Source organism: Sphaerochaeta sp. PS, from assembly GCF_032144095.1.
In the GTDB taxonomy this organism is placed as follows: Bacteria; Spirochaetota; Spirochaetia; order Sphaerochaetales; family Sphaerochaetaceae; genus Sphaerochaeta.
Genome location: NZ_JAVSNJ010000007.1, coordinates 33879 through 57182, shown reverse-complemented (window position 1 = coordinate 57182; position 23304 = coordinate 33879). Strand labels below are relative to the sequence as shown.

19 protein-coding genes and 1 riboswitch are annotated in these 23304 nt (G+C 50.4%); of the genes, 6 read left to right on the top strand and 13 right to left on the bottom strand.

The genetic code is table 11. The features are described from left to right. Positions 1–2: 2 nt before the first annotated feature. The 11 genes from ROJ03_RS08025 to dnaA all read right to left on the bottom strand — a co-directional run bounded on the left by ROJ03_RS08025 (position 3) and on the right by dnaA (position 12110). Positions 3–1082 carry a hypothetical protein gene (locus ROJ03_RS08025; protein WP_313726499.1) on the bottom strand — a complete coding sequence of 360 codons (1080 nt, stop codon included), beginning with the start codon at positions 1080–1082 and terminating at the stop codon, positions 3–5. Between the two features lie 412 nt (positions 1083–1494). Beyond that, positions 1495–2196 carry an anaerobic ribonucleoside-triphosphate reductase activating protein gene (locus ROJ03_RS08020; protein WP_313726498.1) on the bottom strand — a complete coding sequence of 234 codons (702 nt, stop codon included), beginning with the start codon at positions 2194–2196 and terminating at the stop codon, positions 1495–1497. Beyond that, positions 2193–4274 carry a ribonucleoside triphosphate reductase gene (locus ROJ03_RS08015; protein WP_313726497.1) on the bottom strand — a complete coding sequence of 694 codons (2082 nt, stop codon included), beginning with the start codon at positions 4272–4274 and terminating at the stop codon, positions 2193–2195. The genes ROJ03_RS08020 and ROJ03_RS08015 overlap by 4 nt, the downstream gene beginning before the upstream one ends. 75 nt (positions 4275–4349) lie before the next feature. Beyond that, positions 4350–4496, bottom strand: a riboswitch (cobalamin riboswitch). A 173-nt stretch (positions 4497–4669) separates the two neighbouring features. After that, positions 4670–5380: an RNA-binding cell elongation regulator Jag/EloR gene (gene jag, locus ROJ03_RS08010; RefSeq protein WP_313726496.1), complete on the bottom strand. Its 711-nt coding sequence runs from the start codon at positions 5378–5380 to the stop codon at positions 4670–4672. 56 nt (positions 5381–5436) lie between these two features. Beyond that, complete coding sequence (gene yidC, locus ROJ03_RS08005) at positions 5437–7254, bottom strand: membrane protein insertase YidC (protein ID WP_313726495.1); 1818 nt, start codon at positions 7252–7254, stop codon at positions 5437–5439. Between the two features lie 102 nt (positions 7255–7356). After that, positions 7357–7752: a ribonuclease P protein component gene (gene rnpA, locus ROJ03_RS08000; RefSeq protein ID WP_313726494.1), complete on the bottom strand. Its 396-nt coding sequence runs from the start codon at positions 7750–7752 to the stop codon at positions 7357–7359. Further along, positions 7688–7855, bottom strand: a complete 168-nt coding sequence (rpmH, locus tag ROJ03_RS07995) for a 50S ribosomal protein L34 (RefSeq protein WP_313726493.1) — start codon at positions 7853–7855, stop codon at positions 7688–7690. The genes rnpA and rpmH overlap by 65 nt, the downstream gene beginning before the upstream one ends. A 111-nt stretch (positions 7856–7966) precedes the next feature. Further along, positions 7967–8287: a DUF721 domain-containing protein gene (locus tag ROJ03_RS07990; protein WP_313726492.1), complete on the bottom strand. Its 321-nt coding sequence runs from the start codon at positions 8285–8287 to the stop codon at positions 7967–7969. Continuing rightward, positions 8277–9368, bottom strand: a complete 1092-nt coding sequence (gene recF, locus ROJ03_RS07985; RefSeq protein ID WP_313726491.1) for a DNA replication/repair protein RecF — start codon at positions 9366–9368, stop codon at positions 8277–8279. The genes ROJ03_RS07990 and recF overlap by 11 nt, the downstream gene beginning before the upstream one ends. Beyond that, entirely contained in the window at positions 9368–10474 is a 1107-nt protein-coding gene (dnaN, locus tag ROJ03_RS07980) for a DNA polymerase III subunit beta (RefSeq protein ID WP_313726490.1), read from the bottom strand. Before dnaN ends, recF begins: the two co-directional genes overlap by 1 nt. A 214-nt stretch (positions 10475–10688) precedes the next feature. Beyond that, positions 10689–12110 carry a chromosomal replication initiator protein DnaA gene (dnaA, locus tag ROJ03_RS07975; protein WP_313726489.1) on the bottom strand — a complete coding sequence of 474 codons (1422 nt, stop codon included), beginning with the start codon at positions 12108–12110 and terminating at the stop codon, positions 10689–10691. A gap of 199 nt (positions 12111–12309) precedes the next feature. On the opposite strand from dnaA, the gene gyrB reads away from it, so the two are divergent. Together gyrB and gyrA are read left to right on the top strand one after the other, a co-directional pair. Continuing rightward, a complete protein-coding gene (gene gyrB / locus ROJ03_RS07970; RefSeq protein ID WP_313726488.1) occupies positions 12310–14349 on the top strand; it encodes a DNA topoisomerase (ATP-hydrolyzing) subunit B in 2040 nt (679 codons plus the stop codon). Between the two features lie 14 nt (positions 14350–14363). Then, on the top strand, positions 14364–16901 hold the full coding sequence (gene gyrA, locus ROJ03_RS07965) for a DNA topoisomerase (ATP-hydrolyzing) subunit A (RefSeq protein ID WP_313726487.1): 2538 nt from the start codon (positions 14364–14366) through the stop codon (positions 16899–16901). 512 nt (positions 16902–17413) lie between these two features. Here gyrA and ROJ03_RS07960 read toward each other — a convergent pair. Beyond that, positions 17414–17641 (bottom strand): NifU family protein, encoded by a 228-nt coding sequence (locus tag ROJ03_RS07960; protein ID WP_313726485.1) that lies wholly within the window; start codon positions 17639–17641, stop codon positions 17414–17416. Between the two features lie 107 nt (positions 17642–17748). Between ROJ03_RS07960 and ROJ03_RS07955 the strand changes: the two genes are divergently transcribed. The 4 genes from ROJ03_RS07955 to radA all read left to right on the top strand — a co-directional run bounded on the left by ROJ03_RS07955 (position 17749) and on the right by radA (position 21810). Next, positions 17749–18519, top strand: a complete 771-nt coding sequence (locus tag ROJ03_RS07955; protein WP_313726484.1) for a ParA family protein — start codon at positions 17749–17751, stop codon at positions 18517–18519. A gap of 61 nt (positions 18520–18580) precedes the next feature. After that, positions 18581–19453 carry a ParB/RepB/Spo0J family partition protein gene (locus ROJ03_RS07950; protein ID WP_313726483.1) on the top strand — a complete coding sequence of 291 codons (873 nt, stop codon included), beginning with the start codon at positions 18581–18583 and terminating at the stop codon, positions 19451–19453. A 20-nt stretch (positions 19454–19473) separates the two neighbouring features. After that, a complete protein-coding gene (locus tag ROJ03_RS07945) occupies positions 19474–20424 on the top strand; it encodes a peptidylprolyl isomerase (protein ID WP_313726482.1) in 951 nt (316 codons plus the stop codon). Between the two features lie 24 nt (positions 20425–20448). Further along, positions 20449–21810, top strand: coding sequence for a DNA repair protein RadA (gene radA / locus ROJ03_RS07940; protein ID WP_313726481.1), 1362 nt, complete (start codon positions 20449–20451; stop codon positions 21808–21810). 259 nt (positions 21811–22069) lie between these two features. Here radA and ROJ03_RS07935 read toward each other — a convergent pair whose 3' ends face one another. Beyond that, positions 22070–23263 carry a TraB/GumN family protein gene (locus ROJ03_RS07935; protein WP_313726480.1) on the bottom strand — a complete coding sequence of 398 codons (1194 nt, stop codon included), beginning with the start codon at positions 23261–23263 and terminating at the stop codon, positions 22070–22072. Positions 23264–23304 lie beyond the last annotated feature (41 nt).

The window sequence follows — 23304 nt, the reverse complement described above, 5'->3', positions numbered from 1 at the left end:
ACCTATAGAGTAATTCGGAGGCCAGCCTGACATCCGTACATCAGCCCAAAATCGGACTTCTCAAAGAACAACACCCCCAAGGGAGCGATGAACAGCGTATAGCGTTGACTCATTTCATAGGTAATGTAGAGGGCAAGACGGATTTGCTGGTCAACGAAGAACTCAAAGCCATAGGTCCCATCCTTGTCGGAATCGGCATCCAAAAAGTGGAAGATGACACCATAGCCAAGTTCCGGGATGAGCCCTACCTTTTCTGATAGGGGAAGAGGATAGCCAATTCCAACGGCCATACCAAGCGCCTGTTGTGATTTGACCCAATCGCTTTTGGGAGGACCCTTGCTGAATGTAAGGGAGGTATAGCCAAGCAGTTTTCCCAAGGAGATGTTTGCCTGGAAGGCTCCACCCAACAGATAGGAATAGAAATCACTGCTGCAGCCAGAAGGAACCAGGCCATAGGCCTTCACATCAAAGGATTGGTTGCTAGGGTGCCTGGACTCCGGCTTGGGGGTATAGAGTGACCAGCTCTTTTGGAGATAGTCATACTGATAGGTGAACATAGTACCCCAGTCATCGTTGTTCTCTGTTTGCTGCACAAACAGGAATTCGTTGGCACTGTCAAACTCCTCTATCAGCAAAGCTGAAGCAGGATCGTCCGATACAACCCAGGATCTACCTGGTTCGCTTCCGTGTTGGTACCTGAGCATCTGAACTGGGCCACTGGAGGCCTTGATGTGGAACCTGACAGGACCTTTCGGCGGAAAGGCAACAAGTGACCAGGCTTTCTTGGTATTGTCGTACTGGTAGGCATAGAGATCTCCCCACGCTCCCTCAGTTTCGGCTTGCTGCACAAACAGGAACTCCGTTTCACCATCAAAGTCCTCCAGCTGGAGCAAGGAACCTGAAGAGGGGATACTTTTCCAACCCTTGTCTGGTATTGTTCCCGTCTGGAAACGAATCTTCTGTATTGACGCTGTCACTGGGCTGATCTGCACCTTCAAGATAGAAGCCGAAGCGAAGGCATACGCCATGGACAGAAGTAGCAACAACCCGGTGCACAACAAGGAACGAACTCTTATACGCATTACTACCACCTACAATATCCCCTGAGCTATACAAACATGAGAAAGACGAAGGATAGAGAAGGTAGAAACGTAGGACAAAAGAACAGAAAGGAGAATTATGGATGAGAAATACTACTAAAGATGAAAGTGTGCAAGAGAATCCACTGCTCCAACCATTTTCCCTTTGATCGAGAGTTTTTTACCTTCAATACAATATTCCTCTACCTGCTTATACCAAGAAGACGATCAAAACAACCAGCTTGGCATATTTGGTCGTTATTTGGCATATTTGGTCGCAGCTCGACTATTAGTTAGCTATTTTCAGTATTTTTTGTGACATGGTGTCGCTTAAGGATGCAAACCCACCTTCAGACAAAAGGACCCCACCTTCCCGAATACAATGCGAAAAGGTGGGGTGGAAAAATGTTTGGGTTTACAGGATAAGATTTGGCTGCAAGAGCTTCAGCTCCTGTTTCCAGGAGTCAACCTCTGCCTGTAGGGGTTGCCCTGCATGGATTCGAAACGCATCCTCCTCCTTATACAGGGGAGGCTTCCTATAGCTGTTGATCCTCCACAAGGGAACAACTGGCATCGCCTGTGCAATTGAGATGAGGTCCTCCTTGCCTATAGTGGGGGCAAGGGTGGTCCTCACCTCATACATGAAGGAAGGAAAGTCTTCCTTTTTCCTGGCGAGCAGGGAGAGGCTCTGCCGCACCGTATCAGGGTCGGCATGCTGGCCGCAGATCTCCCTATAGCGAACAGAGGGTGCCTTCACATCCAGGGCCACATAGGAGAGCAGGTCGAGGTCGAGCAGTGTGGCAAGTAGCGAAGGGGAGCAACCGTTAGTATCCAGCTTTATCGCAAAACCCAATGCATGAACCATTTGGATGGAGGATATGAGATCTTTCTGCAAGGTGGGTTCCCCACCGCTGAACACCACCCCCTCCAAAAGCCCTACCCGCTTTTCCAGAAATGAGAGGGCTTCAGAAAACAGGACAGGGCCCTCACCAAAGCCTATGAGTTCACGGTTGTGGCAGTAGAAGCAGTCATAGGTGCACCCCTGGGTAAACAGTACACAGGCAAGACGCCCTGGAAAATCCAGGAGCGTCGTCTTTGCTATTCCTCCCAGGTTCATGCACCTGAGACCTTATAGAGCTTTCTCTGCCTGTACTCCTCTTTCTTCCCCTGGTGGAAATCCTTGACAGGGCGGAGGTAACCGACTACACGGGTCCATACCTCTGTCTCCTTGTGACAGTGAGGACAGACCGGCTGTTCCCCTACCAGATACCCATGCTCCTCACAGGTCGAGAAGGTGGGGGTCAACGATACATAGGGTAGCTTGTATTTGGTGAAGATGGTCCTGATAAGCCTTTTTGCTACCTCTGTATCGACAATCCTCTCCCCCACATAGAGGTGGAGGACCGTTCCCCCGGTATACTGGCACTGCAGCTCATCCTGCTTGTCCAAGGTCTCGAACATGTCATCGGTATAGCCAACCGGCAGCTGGGAGGAGTTTGTGTAGTAGGGAACATCGACACCAGCTGTGATGATGGCAGGGTAGTGCTCCCTATCGAGCTTGGCCAGACGATAGCTTGTCCCCTCTGCCGGGGTAGCCTCCAGATTGTAGTAGTGCTTGGTCTCCTCCTGGAACGACTGTATGGTGGATCGGAGAAGGGTGAGGGTCCTTAGGGCGAAGGCCTGCCCTTCGTCGGTGACAAGGCTGCCCTCTTCTCCCAGAAGGTTGAGTGCTGCCTCTTCCATCCCAACGATGCCGATGGTGCTGAAGTGGTTTGCCCACCAGGCTCCCTCGCGTTCATACACCGCCTCAAGATTGCGCCGGCTGAACGGGTACATCCCCCTGGCAGTCTCATGCTCGATGACCTTTCGTTTGGTTTCCAGGCTCTCCTTTGCAAGGTTGGCAAACTCAACCAGATTGGTCCGGAAGACCTCCTCATTCGCACTCTCATAGGCAAGCCGGGGCAGGTTGATGGTCACCACACCTACCGATCCGGTAAGGGGGTTGGAACCAAACAGTCCTCCACCACGCTTACGGAGCTCCGAGGTGTCGAGACGGAGACGACAGCACATGGATAGGGCATCCTCAGGGGAGAGGTCACTGTTGATGTAGTTGGAGAAGTAGGGGATGCCATACTTGCATGTCATCTCCATGATGGCGTCGGATACCTCGCTCTCCCAGTCAAACTCCTTGGTGATGTTGATGGTGGGGATGGGGAAGGTAAAGACACGGCCCGAGGCATCACCTTCACACATCACCTGGCAGAATGCAAGGTTGAAGATGTCCATCTCAGCCTGAAATTCAGAGTAGGTCTCGTCCTTGCACTCACCACCGATAAGGACGCTCTGCTCCGCAAGCGTCTTGGGCACCTTCAGGTCAAAGGTAAGGTTGGAGAACGGGCACTGGAACCCTACACGGGTTGGAACATTGAGGTTGAAGACAAACTCCTGGATAGCCTGCTTCACCTCCTTGAAGGTAAGCTTGTCATAGCGTATGAAGGGAGCACAGTAGGTATCGATGGATGACCATGCCTGGGCACCCGCACTCTCACCCTGGGTCGTGAAGGTTGCGTTGACTATCTGGCCAAGAAAGGATCGCAGGTGCTTGGCAGGCTTTGAGGACACCTTTCCCTCAACCCCACCGAAGCCCATGGTCAGGAGCTGCCGTAGGTCCCATCCACAGCAGTAGGGTCCGAAGAACCCCAGGTCATGGATGTGCAGGGCCCCACTGAGATGGGCATCGCGGATCTGCTGCGGATAGATCTCATGGAGCCAGTACTGCTTTGTAAAGCTCTCACGGATATAGTTGTTCATGCCGTTTACGCTTTTCCTGGTGTTTGCATTTTCCTGGATGAGCCAATCCTTGTCATCGAGGTAGGACTTGAAAAGCTTGGTGGTCGCATCGACAAGCACCCTCCCTTCCCGGATCTTCCTTCTCTGCTCTCTATAGAGGATGTAGGCCTTGGCGACGGAAGCCGATCCATTGGCCATAAGGACCTCTTCAACCTGGTCCTGGATTGTCTCCACATCGACCTGTTCCTGCTGAAGGGATCCAAGGTTCTGCAATACCTTGTTTGCAAGGTTTTGTGCATCTACCTGGACGTTTGCAGCCTTTGCTGCCTTTTCGATTGCAATGGTAATCTTCTGTCCATCGCAGAATACTACCTGCCCATCTCGCTTTACAACCTGTGTAAGCATCTGATCCTCCTGGGGAGGCATGGCAAGAAGAGGGAAGAAGAGTTTGCTCTTGTTCCACGCCTCTGTCATGCTCCGTGACGGCGTGTCTGTATAGGCAAGTATCCTGGCTTAGGCGATCGCTTGGGGTATTCCAGGCAAAAGCCATCACAGTGGCGGGACCGCGTGGGCTTTACACCCAACTTCCCTTGCTCTATACACACAACATATAGTGTTTGTGTACTATCTGTACACTACTGACAGTAGACGCGTTTCATTTGCTTGTCAATCGAAATAGGGAAAATTCTTTCAATCCTCACGGTGCATCAATGAAGGCGATGCTATCAGCATCGCCCTCATCCTTACAGATCTTATTGTATTCTATCGCTAAACGGTATCCGTTCTGGATCCTGTCCCGCTTACTGCATCGCCGGGGCATTGCCATCACGCTGGCTGGTGATGCGGATCTGCTTGTACAGCCCTTCACCCTCACTCTTCGTCTCTACCCCACCGAAGTCGGTCAAGGCAGTATGGACGAGTCTTCTCTCGTACGGGTTCATAGGTTCAAGCAAGCGGCTACGGCCACTCTTGCGTACCTGTTCGGCACTCTTGAACGCCATGCGGATAAGCTGCTCTTCGTGCCTCATGCGATAATTTTCACTATCCACGACAATCTTCAGGTCTGGTTCGGTCTTCCCTACAAACACGTTCGCAAGCAACTGGATTGCATCGAGGTTCTTGCCCTTCCTGCCAATGATGATGCTGGAGTTTTCGCTTTCGATATTGAGTCCCAGCTTGCGTTCCTTGCGAAAACTGATGGTAACCTTACCCTCATATCCCATCTTCTGCAGCATGGTTGCCACGAAGACCAAAACGTCATGTTCCAGGACACTGTTTACAGGGAAGGCAATGTCTTCGCCATCGCCGGGCCTTGATTCATAGATATCGCTATCCATGCCATTGTTGTCTTCGTCAAAATGAATCCTGATCTTTACATTGCTTTTCTTGAAAAGTCCCTTGCGTACCGGTTCGACAATTTCCACATCAAAGTCTTCACGTTCAATATGCAGCTCTTCAATTGCCTTTGCAATTGCCTCCTGCTCAGTTCTTCCTTCGAATTCTTTCATCATATGTTACTCCGTTCCGGGAGGGCATACCCTCCCGAAGTTAAAATTTCTTGGTAGGGCTATTTTCGCTTTCCTTTAGGGCCGGGGAAGGTCCTTACGTTGCTTGCCACCTCTTCTGCCTTTTCCGCCTTCTTCTTGCGGTTTGTATACATCTGCTGGAAGATGGAGATTGCGTTCATGACCGACCAGTAAAGTATCAGGCCAGAGGGAGCGCTATACAGGACGAAGAAGAACATCAGCGGCATTCCGTAGGTCATGAACTTCATCATGCCCTGTTGGCTGCCCGCTGTTGTGGCATTCTGCGTAATCTTCATCGAGAAGATCATGCTGACAGTGTAGATGATGGGAAGCAGATGCAACTCATTTCCTACAAAAGGAATGGTGAAGGGGAAAGTGAATACGGTATCAGGCATGGAAAGGTCTGGGATCCAGCCTGGGATAAACATTGCCCCTCGAAGCTCAAAGTGCTTGTTGAGAAGGCCGTAGAAAGCGATGAGGATCGGGAACTGGACCAGCATGGGCAGACAGCCTCCCATCGGATTGATCTTTTCCTTCTTGTAGAGGGCAGCGATCTCCTCGTTCTGCTTGGTCGGGTTATCGGGATACTGTTCCTTGATCTCCGCCATCTTGGGAGAGAGTGAGGACATCTTGGCTGTGGATTCCATACCCTTCTTGGTGACAGGATAGAGGGCAAGCTTCAGCAGGAAGGTGAGGATGATGATACCCACGCCATAGTTGGGAATGAGCTTGTAGAGCCAGTTGAGGATGGCCTTGAGGATGTTCTCAAGCCAACCGAGCCAGGTATTGCTGTCCAGTGCCTGCTCGAGTTGCAGGTTGGAAACCCCAAAGCTATTGAGCGATGCTTCATCATAGATGCTCATGTAGCTCTTGATCTGGGGTCCTGCATAGAAACGGAAGGTATCGGTCTGCGATGCACTCTTAATCGAGGGCCTGGAGAAGTACATGCTCGATTCCATAGGAATGCTGGCATTGGTATTTTCGCTGAGGCTTACCGTATAGGCTGTTGCATCGGGGATTGCAATCATGGAGAAGTACTTGCCTGCAAGGGCTACCCAGGAGATGGGCTTGGCCGAGGTATACAGGCCGTTGTTCATCTTGATCTGCTTTTTCTTGGAGGATCCATCTTCCTTGACGTAGAAGCGCCTATAGTTGTAGTTGTTGTTGGGAGCGCTGGTAAAGGATGGCCCGATCTGAGGCTCGAACCCTAGGGTATAGGCATAGTTCTCGAACGAAAGAGGGATGGACTTGTTTATGCTGTTCTTGAGGTTGACATCGACCTGGAAGAGATAGTCCTCTTGCCCAAAGACAAAGGTCTTGGTAAGGGTAAAGCTATCGCCGGTGGTCTTCCCATCCTGGTTGAGCATCTCAAAATCCTGGCTGAAAACAACTTTGTTTCCCTGGATGGAGTGCCTGAAGGTAGCGTCGATGGGATTGGACTTGTCATTTCCTGCATACATGAGGAATGCATTGTTGCTCTCAGGACCCTTGAAGAGCAGTTCAACAGGTTGCCCCTTATCCAGGTGCTTGTTCAGCTTGAACGAGGAGATGGAGGCACCGACAGGATTGAACTCAATGGTAAAAAGGTCGGTCTTGAAGGTGAAGGGGGTAGCGGTCCCCTTCTCGCCAACGGCTACAAGGGAGCCTGGCAGATTGGTCCCCCATGCAAGGTTGGCAGACACCATCGCATTCTGGGCAGGAGCCAAGGCTGATGTCGTATCAGAAGCAGGCGCAGCTACTGGTGCACTCTGTTGGGTGACAGCTGTGGGTGAAGGTGCGAAGAACGTGGTCTGCAAAGTCATTCCAACTGTTATGACTACAACGGAAAGGACAATGGCTAGAATGGTATTTTTATCCATATCTACTCCTGATGGGTTTTGTCATGAGATGAAAATCACAGGAAAGACTAGGATTATTCGAAGGTTCTACACAAAAAACCGATGTCGGACTACAGCATAGTCCTAAGGCTGAGGGAAAACCTCAGCCTGTTCACAAAGAGATATGAGTTGCTTCGTTTGGATTTCATGGTCTGGAACCTTTCCTGGATATACGATAAACGCAAAGTCGTAACCTGAGAGCATCCTAGGTTTTGCATTGCGCCATATTTCCTTGATCTGACGACGGATCCTGTTTCTTTGCACAGAATTCCCGTAGTGACGAACAGGAATAACTATAACTCTATTCCAATCAAGGCCATTATGGCTAACAAGCATCTTCAAACCTCGGCAAGAGAATGTCTTGCCGGTTTTGAAAATTTGGTCAATCTCCGGTTTACGTTTTACAATTTCTTTCTTAGAAAGGCTTTTTCTCATCACATACGCTAAGCTTATGCCTGCCCTTAGCTCTTCTACGAGCAAGTATGAGTCTACCACCGACTGTTGCCATGCGTGCACGGAAGCCAAATTTTCTATTTCTTTTCACTCTGCTTGGCTGGTAGGTCCTTTTTCCTTTGTAACTCATGAGATGTTCTCCAATTTTTCATCGCTTTACGCGGATAGTATTCTAATCAAAACGGAGGGATACTCCCCCGAGTGGTGCAGTATATAGAGCAAGTTTCTTTAGGTCAAGTAACTAGACGCTAAGGATCTGAAGCGACTTTACACCCAGAGATGGGTATTTCCTCTGGACTAGGGCAAGTATCTTCTTTTGTTGCATCATGGTTATCTGGGCCCACGAAGGGTGGTCCGCTTTCAGCACCAGCGTACTCCCCTTTATATCAATTATTTTTACATGTGGATAGAGTCTGGTACCAATTATCTCTTGCCAATTGAGCCCGATCGACGCTTTTGGGTTTTCTGGACGTATATCAAGCCTTCTGAGAACCATATCAAGCACCTTTTTGCCTTCTATGGGTTCACCGTCCTTGCATATACGATTTCGTTTATCCTTCATGCCTGCAGAATCTCCCTTCCCTAACATCATACAACAAAGCATCTTCACCAGCCAGAGAAGCAAAGTAGTGCTCCTGGGGAAGAAATGTGAAAAATGCCTGGCTGTACCCTTGCATCAGGGAGAGGAACATCTCCCGTTTGGGTAGGTCAAGCTCAAGCAACACGTCATCGACAAGAATCAACGGTTGTTTGCCGCTCTTCTTGTGGAAGAAGTCCATCTGGGCAGTACGGAGAATGAGCGAAGCGAGCCTAAGCTGGCCAGTCGAACCTATCTGCGAAAAAAGCCCTTCATCGACGGTGATGTTGAACCTGTCACGATGGATCCCACTGGTTGTGGTCTGCATGTTCAGGTCCCGCTGCCTTGTCCCTTCGAGATAGTCGACTATCTCATCCTCGGTGGAGAACGAGCCCCAGGAACCTTGGTACTCAAGGTGGATGTTGAGATCTGAGTTTGAGACCTTCCTATACATTTCAGGAAATATCTGGTCAAACTCGGCTACAGCCTTTTCCCTCTCACCCTGGATGGCAAGCCCATACTTGGCAAGCTGAATATCATACAAGCCCAGAAGGCTCTGCCGTCCCTCCTTGATCGCCAGGTTCCGTTGTTTCAGCAACCCTCTGTACCGTCTCATGTCATCGAAGAAGAGGGGATCGTACATGCTCATCGTCTGGTCGAAGAACCTTCTTCTCTGTTCGGGTTCCCCTCTGACAAACGCAATATCATCATGGCTGAATACGATGCAGGGGATGTTGTATATGAGCTCTTTCCTGTCCTTGATCTCCCGTCCATCAAGCAGGACCTTGCGTTTGGTATCCTGGAATTCCAACACCAACGAGTGCAACAGGCCATCTTCACCCAGGTACTTTCCACTCAGCCTGAAGGCTTTCTGGCCATGTTGAGCCAGTTCCCTCATCTGTGCCGAGCGAAATGAAGAGCCATAGCACAGGGTGTATATGGCCTCAAGAAAATTGGTTTTTCCCTGCCCATTCGACCCAATGAGAAATACCTGTCGTTTGTTGACAGGTACTGCCTCGGGGCAAAGATTTCTGAATTGAACTGCCTGTATCTCAGTGAATACCATCAGGCATTTGGCTGCATGGGCATGATGACATGGTAATAATCACGCTCACTCTCCGCTTTGATGGTCATTGCCTTGGTGGGCTCACTGAAGTTGATGGAGAAATATTCTCCTTCCATGGCCTTCAAGGGGTTGATGAGATAGGTGAAGTTGAGGGCTACCTTGTTTTCGGGTCCTTCATACTTGCAAGGAATGATTTCCTTTGCCTCACCGACCTCGTTCTCGTCACTGGTAAGCAAGACACCAGCTTCACTGATGTCCAGATAGATCCGCTTAGCCTTGTTCTCGATAAGCAACGAAACACGTCTGAGTGCATCAAGCATATCCTGGATTCTCATGATGCTGCAGTAGTTCTGGCTTTCGGGAATTACTCTTTGGTAGTTCGGATACTGGCCCTTGATGAGGGTTGAATAGAAAAGCCTGTTTGCAATCTGGGCGAAGATGAGGTTCTCGGTGATGCAAAGATTGAGACTTCCCTCTTCGGTGGAAAGTTTCTTCAGCACGGCAAAGAACTTTGGAGGGATGATGACAGGGGAAAAGGCTGGAATGTCCTCGTCAAATTTCCGTTGGACTATGGAAAGCCTCCTTCCGTCGGTTCCGACCATGTTCATCCCAGTTGCAGTTCTCTCAAGATAGAGGCCACAGAGGAAATAGCGTGTCTCATCCTCGCTGATGGCAAAGATAGTCTGGTTGGCCATGTCGCTGAAACTTCTCTGTGAAACGGTGAAATAGGAGTTGTCTCCGATACTTTCCATGGTTGGAAACTCTTCTGCATTGATGGTCCTCAGCTTGAAATCGATTGTCTGGTTCACGGGTTTTATGGCAAAGACACCGCTTTGTGCTGTGAATTGGATTTCGCTATCGGGAAGGGAGCGCAGGATATTCAGGAACTTGTCACAGTAGACCATGGTTTTTCCCTTCTCCAGGGTCTGTACGGCAATCTCTGTGCTGAAGCCGACTTTCTGGTCAGTTGCTCTGATTACCAGTCGGTCATCGAAGGTTTCCAAGTAGACGTTTGAGGTGACGGAAAGCGAATTTCTCTGACTCGTAAAATCCATTGAATATATGATTTCGTTGAGGATCGAATCTTTGCTGCAAACGAATTTCATCTGTAACTCCTAATGTATAAGATTTAATAGTAATAATAGTAATAATAGCACGGATTCTGTGGATAACTGAATAATTCATTGTACAAGCTTCTCTTAGGTTTTGTCATCCTGTGGACAACTGCTGAAGTTATCCACATTTGCTCCACAAGCAAATATAGCTATCCACAGGTTTTGAAAGTTATCCACAACCTATCCATATGGTATCCACAGGCATTTACCGCTTAACATTCATTAAGTCCCTCTTCAATTTCAGCACGGTATTGGTGAAGGCTTCATCGCTTTTCATCAAGGACTCTATCCTGTCGTAAGCATGCATGACGGTAGTGTGGTCACGGCCTCCAAACTCGGTCCCGATTTCTGTTGTTGAGAACTCCGTTATGTCCCTGGATAGGTACATGGCGATCTGTCTGGGCTGGATCAGGCTCTTGTTTTTCTTCTTCCCCTTTATCTCAAAGGAACTGACGTTGAAGTACTCGCCGATCACCTTGATGATCGTGTCGATGGAGAGAGTCTGGTTGGCATTGGCTGCAAGGGAGGGAAGGGTTCCCAGAAGTTCCTTCGCCTTGTCCAGGGATATTTCCTGGTCGAGCAGCTCGCTATAGGCAATGAGCTTGGTCAATGACGATTCCAGGTCTCGGACATTGGTACAGACGTTGGTAGCAATGTAGTCGATGATGTCCTCATTCATTGCACTGCCCCTCTGTTCGGTCTTGCTCTTGAGGATCGCGACCCGGGTCTCATAGGAAGGCGGCTGCAGATCGACATTCAGCCCACGTTCAAACCTGGAGCTGAGTCGGTCGCTTATGTTCTTTAGCTCGCTGATGGGTCTATCACAGGTGAATACCATCTGCTTCTTCGACTCGTAGAGGTTGTTGAATGTATGGAACAGCTCCTCCTGTGTCCCATCCTTGCCCTGGAGGAAGTGGATGTCGTCGATGAGCAGCACATCAACCTTCCTGAACTTGTTCTTGAAGCTCTGCATCTTGTTGGAACCGACCGAGTCGATGAACTCGTTGGTAAACATCTCAGCGGTAACGTACATGACCTTCAGTTCTGGGGTGTTGTCGATGATATGGTTGCCTATTGAGCTGAGAAGGTGGGTCTTTCCCAATCCTACTCCTCCATAGATGAGACAGGGGTTGTAGCTCACCCCTGGGTTCTTGGCAATCGCAAGGCTTGCGTTGTAGGCAAAGGTGCTGTTGTCCCCAATGACGAAGTTGGTGAATTTGTAGGAGTAGTTGAGGTTGCTCTCCTGCTTGATCTTCAACGTAGTCTCTTCGGAATTCCTGGGTTTGGAAGGCTGCACAACTTTTGCCTCCAACGGGGGCTCCATAAATGTGGTTGGGTCCTGTTTCTTGTGCTCCTGGATTTCCGAAAGGGATTTGACGATGAAATCCACGGCGATCTCTTCTCCGGTCAGTTCGCTTAGCGTATTGACCAGCAGATCCCTGTATCTGGCTATCACCGTATCGAGAATAAATTGGCTGGCACCGGCTAGGATGATCTTCTTGTCATCGGAACCGATGTAGACGATACGATTGAACCAGGTCGTATATTCCTGTGCCGGCAGTGTTTCCTTAATGCGTAGGATTGTCTCCTGCCAGAATTCATAGTAGTTGCTATTTGTGTCGCTCATACGGGCATTTTACTCTGTCGTTCATCGGCTTGCAAGGGCTCTTTGAACTACTCTCTCCAGTGATGGATAATTTATTGCATTAAAAGCAGTTAAAAATGGTCTCTTTTTTATTGGAATACTTGCAACTATGCCCTATTTCTGGTATAATCAGTAAGGATTGGCGTAAGCCTTTTTTTATTATTACATAAGGATATAACTAATGAGTGAAGGGAGCTTTGACAAGGGATCCTTCCAACCGCCACTACACCACAGTGGTTCGGTTATGGAAGCTTCAACAAATACCTATACTGCCGGGAGTATTCAAGTCCTTAAGGGGCTTGAGGCTGTTCGAAAGAGGCCTGGGATGTATATTGGTTCCACTGGCATCGAAGGACTTCACCATCTTGTCTACGAGGTGGTTGACAATAGCATCGATGAAGCTATGGCAGGGTATTGTACCGATATCCAGGTTTTTCTAGACAAGAATGAACAGGGCATGGATGTCTGTACCGTTGAGGACAATGGTCGGGGAATCCCTGTCGACATGCATCCTACCGAGCACAAGAGTTCTCTGGAAATAGCCCTTACCCAGCTGCATGCCGGCGGAAAGTTCGACAAGAACTCCTACAAGGTGTCCGGTGGTCTGCATGGTGTTGGTGTCTCATGTGTCAACGCCCTCTCCGATTGGCTGGAGGTGGTTGTCTACACCAATGGAGGCATCTACAAGCAGCAGTACTCAAAAGGCATCCCTAAGGCTGATGTAGCGAAGATAGGCGACAGTGACCGCACCGGCACCATCGTGAGCTTCAGTCCCGACTATACCATTATTGAGCAGAATGCGTTTAGCTTTGAGACCCTGGTCAACCGTTTCCGTGAGCTCTCGTTCTTGAACAAGGGCATTACCATCACCATCACCGACAGGCGAGACGAGGAGAAACGGGAGAAGACTTTCCATGCTGAAGGTGGCATTAGCCAGTTTGTCAGCTATCTCAATGAGTTCAAGCATGTCCTGGTCGACCCTCCCATCGCGGTGGAAGGTGAACGGGATTCCATCAAGGTCGAGATTGCCATGCAGTACAACGACAAGTATGATGAGAAGGTCCTTTCCTATGTCAACAACATCAATACCCGCGAGGGTGGTACCCACCTTACCGGTTTCAGGACCGGTCTTTCCCGGGTCATCAACGTACAGTTGCAGAAAAACCCCAAGCTTTTGAAAAAATACGAGGAAAAACTCGAACAGAGCGATATATCAGAAGGCCTTACCGCCATCGTGTCAGTCAAGGTCCCGGAACCCCAGTTCGAGGGGCAGACCAAGATGAAGTTGGGTAACTCCGCTGTCTCGGGCATCGTCTACTCCATGGTCTATGAGAAGCTGGGAAACTACTTTGATGAATTTCCTGCCATCGCGGAGAAGATCCTCGACAAGATCATCAGCGCTGCCCTGGGAAGGGTTGCTGCACGCAAGGCTCGTGAACAGATCCGCAAGAAGAGCGAAGGTGGCGGCCTGCCGGGCAAGCTTGCCGACTGCTCAGAAAAGGATCCTGCCAAGTGTGAGGTGTTCATCGTTGAGGGAGACTCTGCAGGTGGCTCTGCCAAGCAGGGACGTGACCGTAAGTTCCAGGCGATCCTACCCCTCTGGGGGAAGATGCTCAACGTGGAGAAGGCACAGGAGTTCCGGGTGCTGGGAAATGACAAGCTACAGCCGGTCATCTCAACGATCGGGGCTGGCATCACACGCTACAACGACACCGGAAAGGGTCAGGAGAGCGATGGCGAAAACAGCATCACCTTCGACCTCAGCAAGGTACGTTACCACAAGATCATCATCATGGCCGACGCCGACGTCGACGGTTCGCATATCAGGACCCTGCTTCTCACCTTCTTCTTCAGGTATATGCGCCCGCTCATCGAGGCAGGCTATGTCTATTTTGCCATGCCTCCCCTGTACAAGATCACGATCGGCAAGAAGGTCGAGTATGCATATGACGAGGAAGCCCGCATAAAGATACTTGAAGAGAACAACATTGGCGAATCTTCCAAGGCATCCATCCAGCGGTATAAAGGTCTTGGTGAGATGAACCCCGAACAGCTTTGGGAGACAACCATGAATCCCGAGTCCCGCATGATCAGCCAGATCTGCCTCCATGATGCAGAGGAAGCCGATAGGGTGTTCTCCATGCTGATGGGCGAAGAGGTTGAGCCCCGTAGGGCCTTCATTGACGCTAATGCCGTCTATGTATCGAATCTGGATGTCTAGGAAAGGATAGTATTGTGGAAGAAGCAAACGAAAGCAGAATAATTGCAGTGGATGTGTCCAAGGAGATGCGAACCTCGTACCTCAACTACGCCATGTCCGTAATTGTTAGTAGAGCTCTGCCTGATGTACGCGATGGGCTCAAGCCTGTGCACAGGCGAATTTTGTATGACATGTTTGAGATGGGCATCAAGGCCAACTCCAGCTATAAGAAGAGTGCACGTATCGTTGGTGACGTTTTGGGTAAGTACCATCCCCACGGTGACGGATCTGTCTACGATGCCCTGGTTCGGTTGGCCCAGGATTTCTCCTTGAGATATCCTGTGGTTACCCCTCAGGGTAACTTCGGTTCCATCGACGGCGACCCTGCTGCAGCGATGCGTTACACAGAAGTCAAGATGAGCCGCATCGGTGAAGAGATGCTGGTGGACCTCCAGAAGGAGACGGTGGATTTCGGCCCCAACTACGACGAGTCCCTGGAAGAGCCGACGGTCCTCCCTGGTTCGTTTCCTTTCCTGCTTGCAAATGGAAGCAGCGGTATCGCAGTCGGGATGGCCACCAACATGGCCCCCCACAACCTGCAGGAGATCTGTGACGCAGTCTGTGCGGTCATTGAGAACCCGGACATCACCATCGATGAGCTGATGGAAGAGCATATCAAGGGCCCAGACTTCCCCTCTGGCGCAGTTATCTGTGGCATGCAGGGCATCAAGGATGCCTTTACCACCGGTAAGGGTAAGATCATCATGCGCTCCTGCTATGAGATCGAGACAAATGATCGCGGTCAGGACCACCTGATCTTCACTGAGATCCCCTACCAGGTAAACAAGGCCGATCTGGTCAAGAAGATCGACGACCTCAGAAAGGATGCGGTAATTCCCTCCATCTCTGTAGTCAGGGACGAGTCAGACCGAAAGGGTATTCGTGTTGTAGTCGAGCTGAAGATGGGAAGTGAGCCGATGGTTGTCCTCAACCAGCTCTTCGCCCGTACAGCCCTTCAGACCAACTTCAATGTGAATAACCTTGCCCTGGTCAATGGAAGGCCCCAGCTGCTCACCCTCAAGGATATGCTCGTCCATTACATCGAGCATCGCCAGGAGGTTGTGACCCGCAGGACCCGATATGATTTGAGAAAGGCCCAGGAGAGGGCCCATATCCTACGCGGTCTGAAGATTGGTCTGGACAACATCGACGAAGTGATACGCATCATCAAGGAGTCCCAGGACAACACGATTGCTGCAGAGCACCTCATTGTCCGCTTTGGCCTTGATATGATTCAGGCCCAGGCCATCATCGACATGAAGCTGGGACGCTTGAGCCATCTGGAGTCCTTCAAGATTCTGGATGAGTTGGCGGAGCTTGAACAGAAGATCTCCTATTACCAGGAACTGCTTGCAGACCCGGTAAAGATCCTCAAGGTTGTGGAAACCGAAGTTCGCTCGCTGCCTGCCTCCCTTGTACCTAAGGATCGCCGCCTTACCAAGATCATCCGTGAGGAGATCGGGCAGAGCACCATGGAAGACTTCATCAAGAATGAGGAAGTCGTTGTGCTGATCAGCAACAAGGGATTTGCAAAGCGCATCCCGACCGAAGAGTATGACACCCATGGAAGGGCCGGCAAGGGAACGAAGACAGCCAAGCTACAGGATGGTGACTTCATCGACCACATGTTTGTTGCCTCCACCCATGAGTATGTGCTGTTCGTCACCAATGCTGGAAAGGGCTACTTTACCAAGGTCTTCGACATCCCACAGGCATCAAAGAATGCCAAGGGCACCAGCGTAAAGAATATCCTGCAGCTGGAGACGACAGAGAGGATCACCTCGATCATCAACTTCAAGGATTTCAGCGAGGACCAGTACATCATGATGGCCACACGAAAAGGCGTTGTGAAGAAGGTATCGCTCTCCAACTTCCGCAATGCAAGGGTGCGCGGCATCATTGCCATCTTCCTTGATGAAGGGGATGAGCTGCTGCACAGCGAGTTGGTCCAGGAAGGCGATGAGTGTATGCTCATCACCAGAAAGGGACGGGGTCTCCGGTTTGCCCAGGCAGATATCAGGGCAATGGGACGAGCCTCCCGTGGTGTGAGGGGTATCAGGTTGCTTGATGATGATGAGGTAGCCGGGCTGCTGAAGGTCGATGAGGCCAAGCGGATCCTGATGGTTACCGAAAATGGTCAGGGCAAGCAGGTTACCTTCGACAGTTTCACCCCCCATGGACGTGGAACACAGGGCCAGAGGATCTACCGTCTCGGTGGAAAGGCTGATTTCATTGTTGGGGCTTTGGCTGTCAACGATGAGAATGATGTTGTCTGTGTTACCCTGATGGGCCAGACCCTACGCGTCCATGTGAAGAACATCTCGGTACAGGGCCGGAATGCAAGTGGTGTGCGGGTTGTCACGATGAAGGGCAAGAAAGACTCCATCGTAGCCATCGCAGCCACTGGCGACGAAGGCGATGACGAGGATGAGCTGGAAGATGAACTTCTGGAGGGTGTAGTACCAGTAATGGAACAGGAAGAGGTGGAAGAATCTCCTTCTGACGTAGATTAAAAACATTTGTATAGTAGTTTGACTCGGGCCGTTCCTCTCTTGGAACGGCCTTTCTTTTTGCCTAAAAGCAAGACAAAATATCCAAACAAATCTGTATCGTTATATAGAAACACCTCTAAAAAACCTGCATTCTATGCATTGGGATGCAGTTTTTAGCGCTTTTGGAAAATCCTTAAAAAAAAAGTGAAAAAACCAACCACTTTGTTTAGACATGCTTGATAGGTTGAACATAGTGGGCATATTCCCATCTCAAGATCGTCCACATCTTGTTGAGGTTTTCTGAAAACTTGTAGGTTTGAGTAAGTGGGTGTTGAAAGAGTGTCTTGGGTTTCACGTGAAACATGGGGGGTGCTGAGGGTAGTGAGGCTTAAGGCTTTGAGGAGACAAGTTTCACGTGAAACATAGGCAGCAATGTAATCTTGCCCCTGGGTGACAAAAGGATCTGGGCATAAAAAAACGTTTCACGGATTGGTTTCACGTGAAACGTTTGAGTTGTATAAACAGTATGAGCTTTAGGCTTCGGTGCCGTTTATAACGGTAATTTTAGGATCGACGAAGTTCTTGAGATATCGTTCAACACCATTCTTGAGTGTCATCTGGGACATTGGGCAGCCAGCACAAGCACCCTTAAGACGCACTGTGACGTCATTTCCCGTCAAGCTGATGAATTCGATATCGCCTCCGTCATTTTGCAAAGAGGGCCTAATGTCCTCAATTGCTCTTTTGACTTTATCTTCCATGTAGTTTTCCTCCATCGGATAGGTTAAAGATACAATAGCAGGACCTAAGGGTCAAGGAGTTAGCCTTTTTAGGTGACAAGTGATGCAAATTTCCGTATAGTAGGAACATGAGTGTGAAAAAAATCATCTTTTTGAACCAGAAAGGCGGAGTTGGGAAGACCACCACCGTTGTTAACCTTGGTTCTGCATTGGCTCAGATGGGAAAAAAAGTCCTTATCCTCGACCTTGATTCACAGGGTAACCTCACCAGCGGAATTGGTTCCGATGGTCGGGGGCTTGGGATGTACGAAGTCATTGCAGGAAAGTGTTCGGCTCAGGATGCTTGCCAAAAGACCCTGGTTGATAACCTGTTTATCATCCCGAGCAACATCCATATGGCTGGACTCAACATTGAATTGGTAGCCCAGTATGAGAGGGAACTGTTCCTGAAAAGGGCTTTGGAATCGCTGGATGACAGTTGGGACTATATCCTAGGGGATTGTCCCCCATCCTTGGGGCTGGTAACCGTCAATGCGATGACCTGGGCCCAGTATGTGATCATCCCCATGCAGTGCGAATACTATGCAATGGAAGGGCTTAACCTCCTGATGAGGACGATTGGGAATATCAAGAAGTCATTGAACCCCGACCTGAAGATCCTTGGGATCCTTTTCACCATGTTCATCAAACGGACAAAGCTGACGACCGAGGTTGTTGATGATGTTTCCTCATATTTTCCTGACCTGATCTTCTCCACTATCATCCCCAGGAGTATCCGGCTTGCAGAAGCCCCTTCCCATGGGCTACCCATCAATATCTATGATGGGAGGAGTAACGGGGCCAAGGCATATGGTTCTTTAGCCAAGGAGGTTGAAAAACGTGTCGGAAAACTTAAGTAAAAAACATGGATTAGGCAAAGGTATCGGTTCTTTGATGCAAGACTACTCTTTTGACTCCGTCTTGGAAAATGCTCTGGGCATCCCCCCTAAGGATACCGCAAGGCAGGAAGGGCTCTCTGTCCTGCAGGTGCCTCTGGCAAATGTCAGGGCTAACCCCCGCCAGCCACGTAAGGAATTCAATGAAGCCAGCCTTAAGGAGCTTTCCGAGTCCATCAAGACCCAGGGGGTGCTGCAACCCATCCTTGTCGAGGAGATAGCCCCTGGTGAATACAGCATTGTTGCGGGAGAGCGTCGCTACCGGGCCTCCAAGCTTGCTGGATTGGAGACGATACCTGTCCTTGTGAAGGATTTCTCCGATATGCAGAGGCTTGAGGTCTCCCTTATCGAAAATATCCAGCGGGAAAACCTCAATCCTATTGAAGAAGCCAAGGCTTATGCCTATCTTATCCAGGAAGCAGGGATAACCCAGGAGGAATTGGCAACAAGGGTTGGCAAGAATAGGTCAACGATCAGCAACAGCATACGGTTGCTCCAGTTGACCGGTACCATGCAGCAAGATTTGCTTTCGGGAAAGTTTACCGCCGGGCAGGCAAGGGCACTCTTGTCAGTGGTCAATCCTGCAGATAGGGAGATCCTCTATCGTACCGTGTTGGAGAAGGAGCTCTCTGTACGGGCAACCGAACAGCTGGCCTCCCAGTTCAACAAGGGCAAGCGGGTTGCATATCAGGAAAAGAAAAAACGTGCCAAGAAGAGTTTGGCAAAAAGCCCTGACATCATCGGTGTGGAGGACAAGTTCCTGCTTGCCGTTGGTTCTCAGGTAGAGGTAAAAGGTTCTCTGGAGAAGGGAAGACTGGAAATTCCCTATACTACCAGCGAAGAATTGGAACGACTGTACCAGTTACTGGCCCCTGGCCAAGATCTGTTTGAAGTATAGTTTTAGGAGATAGGATACGAATGGATACAAAGAACCTGCCAGATGGCCTCTATGCCATCATGCATACCACAAAGGGTGATATCACCCTGGTCTTGGAATTCAAGAAAACCCCGATGACCGTCGCCAACTTTGTTGGCCTGGTCGAAGGTTCCTTGAATGTGAACGGGAAAAATAAGCCTTTCTACGATGGGCTCACCTTCCACAGGGTCATTGAGAACTTCATGATCCAGGGTGGATGCCCCAAGGGCAACGGCACAGGCGGCCCAGGGTATACATTCCCCGATGAGTTTGATGACTCTTTGAAGCATACTGGCCCAGGAAAGCTTTCCATGGCCAATTCGGGTCCTGCAACGAATGGAAGCCAGTTCTTCATCACCCATGTGGCTACCCCCTGGTTGGATGGAAAGCACACGGTGTTCGGGCATGTCCTCGATTCACAGGATGTGGTTAATGCAATTGCCCAGGGTGACAAGCTCACCTCTGTGGAGATCATCAGAAAGGGAAGTGAGGCAGAAGCCTTTGTTGTTTCACGTGAAACATTCACAACCCTGGTGGTAGAAGCTGAAGAGAAGGCGAAACACAAGAATGCTTCAAAGCTGGCAAAGCTCGATCAGGAGCTGAAGAATCGCTGGCCTGAAGCAATTGAGACTCCCAGTGGCCTTCGGTATGTGGTTGAGAAAAAGGGTGACGGCAAGAAATCCCCCAAGCTCGGACAGATGGTTACCGTACATTATACCGGTACCCTGCTCGATGGACGCATCTTTGACAGCTCGGTAAAAAGAGGTTCTCCTGCAGAGTTCTCCGTTGGAGAGGTCATTGAAGGGTGGAATGAGGCTCTACAGACCATGACCAAAGGTGAGAAGCGCACCCTTATCATCCCACCAGACCTTGGGTATGGTTCAATGGGATATCCTGGTGTCATCCCACCAGACTCATATCTCGTGTTTGAAGTAGAGTTGCTTAAGTTTTAATGTTTTCAGTATAAGGAGATATCGGTGAAAGACAAGGCTTTGCAGTTCGTCTGTACCCAGTGTGGCCGCGTAGAGACCAAATGGTTGGGACGCTGTCCCGACTGTGGCAGCTGGAACTCCTTCGAGGAGGAGCTTGTTGCCCCTGCCCAACCTTCAGGTGGCAAGAGTGCACAGATCACCACTGAGACAAAGCCCCTTTCCCTCGATGAGATCGTTGTCGAGCCTGGCTTTCGGTATGAGAGCGGTATCTCCGAACTGGACCGTGTATTGGGGGGAGGGGTCATGCGTGGCTCCTCCATCCTGCTTGGAGGCGAACCTGGGATAGGCAAGTCCACCCTCATGCTGCAGATGATCGAGAAGTGTTCCTTCGACCGGTCGGTCCTGTATGTATCAGGGGAGGAGTCCCCTTCCCAGGTCAAGCTCAGGGCCCAGAGGCTTGGGCTCTCGCTCCCAAAGATTTCCATCTTCTGCGACACCCGTATCGAGGTACTGGTCACCGTGCTACAGAAGATGAAACCCCAGGTGGTTGTGGTGGACTCCCTGCAGACACTGTCCAGCGGGGAGGTGGCCTCCCCTGCCGGTTCGGTCAACCAGATCAGGTTCTGTTCTACCGAGCTGGTGGGTATCTCCAAGCAGTTGGGCATCTCTCTTTTCCTTGTAGGCCACGTCACCAAGGAAGGGGTTCTTGCTGGGCCCAAGGTCATCGAGCATCTGGTCGATACCGTGTTGTACTTTGACCAGGTGGGAAGTGGCATACGCCTGATCAGGGCAGCGAAGAACCGCTTTGGCTCCGTTGATGAGATCGGTATCTTCCACATGGGGGAGAAGGGCCTGACAGCAGTGCCAAACCCCTCCTCGTTCTTTATTACCGATAGGGAAGGGCAGAGCGCCCCTGCCGGCATTGCCTACACGGCTGTGGTCGAAGGGACCCGTACCTTTCTGGTTGAGATCCAGGCCCTGACCGTGCCTTCCAAGAATGGCTTTTCCCGTGTCTACTCCGACAAGATCGATACGGCTCGGGTCACCAGGATAGCCGCCATATTGGAGCGGCACGCCCAGATCCGGTTGAACGACCAGGATATCTATGTGAATGTGGCGGGGGGGATGAAGCTCAGTGAAGTATCGATTGACCTGCCCTTGGCCCTGGCCCTGTGGTCAGCCCTGAAGGGTGTGAGCCTCCCCTCTTCCCTGGTCTCCTTTGGAGAGCTCAGCCTGGCAGGAGAGGTGCGTACCGTGGGCTTTTCCGAAAAACGGGAGAAGGCAGCTTCGGAGCTTGGCTTTGAGAGGGTCCTGCTTCCCAAGAGCAACAAGGGCAAAGGAACTCTCAAGCAGTACCCAGTCGACACCATCAAGAAGGCCTTGGGTGTCTGTGGGACCATTGGCTGATACGCCAGACAAGGCTCAATTGTGTTTTATCTAACTTAATAAGTATCCCTAACTAATATAGTTTTCCCTGAGAAACAGGGCCTTGGTGATCACTATTGCAGGTTTTTTAGGAAACCTGATACCATTGATGCTAGGTCGAGGCTTAGCACCTCTCCATATTCCAGATATGCCTACTGATGGTTTTTGTGAGTGTTCCATGGCTCAAACAGTACAAAAAAGGCGCCCTTGCTGGGACGCCCCTATTCGTTAGCCTGCCTACCTAACCCAATCTACTCAAGAGGATGGGGAATACCACCACATTGCCGATCGAGGCAAAGAAGCTGGTCAACAGGAAGATCAACAGGATATGCAGAACCCGGTTCTTGTACCAGCCCTTGAAGGTGGTGGCATCGTCACTGAGGTTCTCGAAGTCCTTGACCTTGGGCTTACGCAGGGTAGCCTCCATCAGACCGCTGACCATACCGATGCCAATGCCAGGATGCAAGCTTGTTAGGGGTGCTGACAATATGCTCACCAGGATATTCAGCGGGTGTGCCAAGGATAGGATTGCCCCCAAGGCTGTAAAGGACATGTTTGTAGCAAGCCAGTATCCGAACAGTTTGAACCCCTCTTGCTGCCCAAGGTTGAGGAAGCCATAGAGAAGGATGCCGATGATGAGGATGGGGAAGGCCCACGAAAGGATCTTTCCCCCATTCCCAGGAGGGGGGACGTCAATGATATCCTCAAGGTTTGTGGAGAGCTCTCCGCTTTCCAGTTTCTCAAGGGCCTTGACGATACCTCCCTGATGACCTGCACCTATGACGGCAAGCTTCTTTTCCCCAGGGGCTGTGAAGATGCTGGTGGCAAGATAGCGGTCACGCTCGTCGATGAGGACAGCCTTCACCGAAGGAAGTTCCTTTGCCATCTCATCCATCATGTTCTGCATGACATCGCTTTTCTTCAGTTCCTCAAGGTCTTCTGCAGAAATCTTCTCATTGCTGAAGACTGCCGAGATGATGGTTGCAATGAGCTTTGCCTTGTTCCACAGGTTGGAAAGTCTCCAGGCCCGCTTGAAGGTGATCTGGATGTCGCGGTCGCAGAGCGAGTAGGGGATCTCCCTCTCCTTTGCTATGCGTGCAGCCCCCAGTATCTCCTCGCCCGGGGCACTTCCCGACTGGTTTCCCATCCGCTTCTGAAACGAGGCGAGGGCCATGTTGGCCACCAGCAGGAAACCCTTGTTTTCCTTCAGGACCTTCTTGATGTCCATGTTGGACCAGGAGCTCTCCTCTTCCTTGTTCTTGAAGCGTCCATCGTCAAGTTCAAGGCAGATATGGTCGGGACCTTCACTGTCTATATACGAGGTAACCTCATCAACGCTCTCTTTTGAGACGTGTGCAGTTCCCACAAGAATTATTTGCCGACCGTCCTTGAACGTGAGTCGGTGGAAGGTATCACTCAGTTTTTCTGCAATCATGCAAACAACTATACTCAAGAGAGGGCCGAGAAACAAGGGAA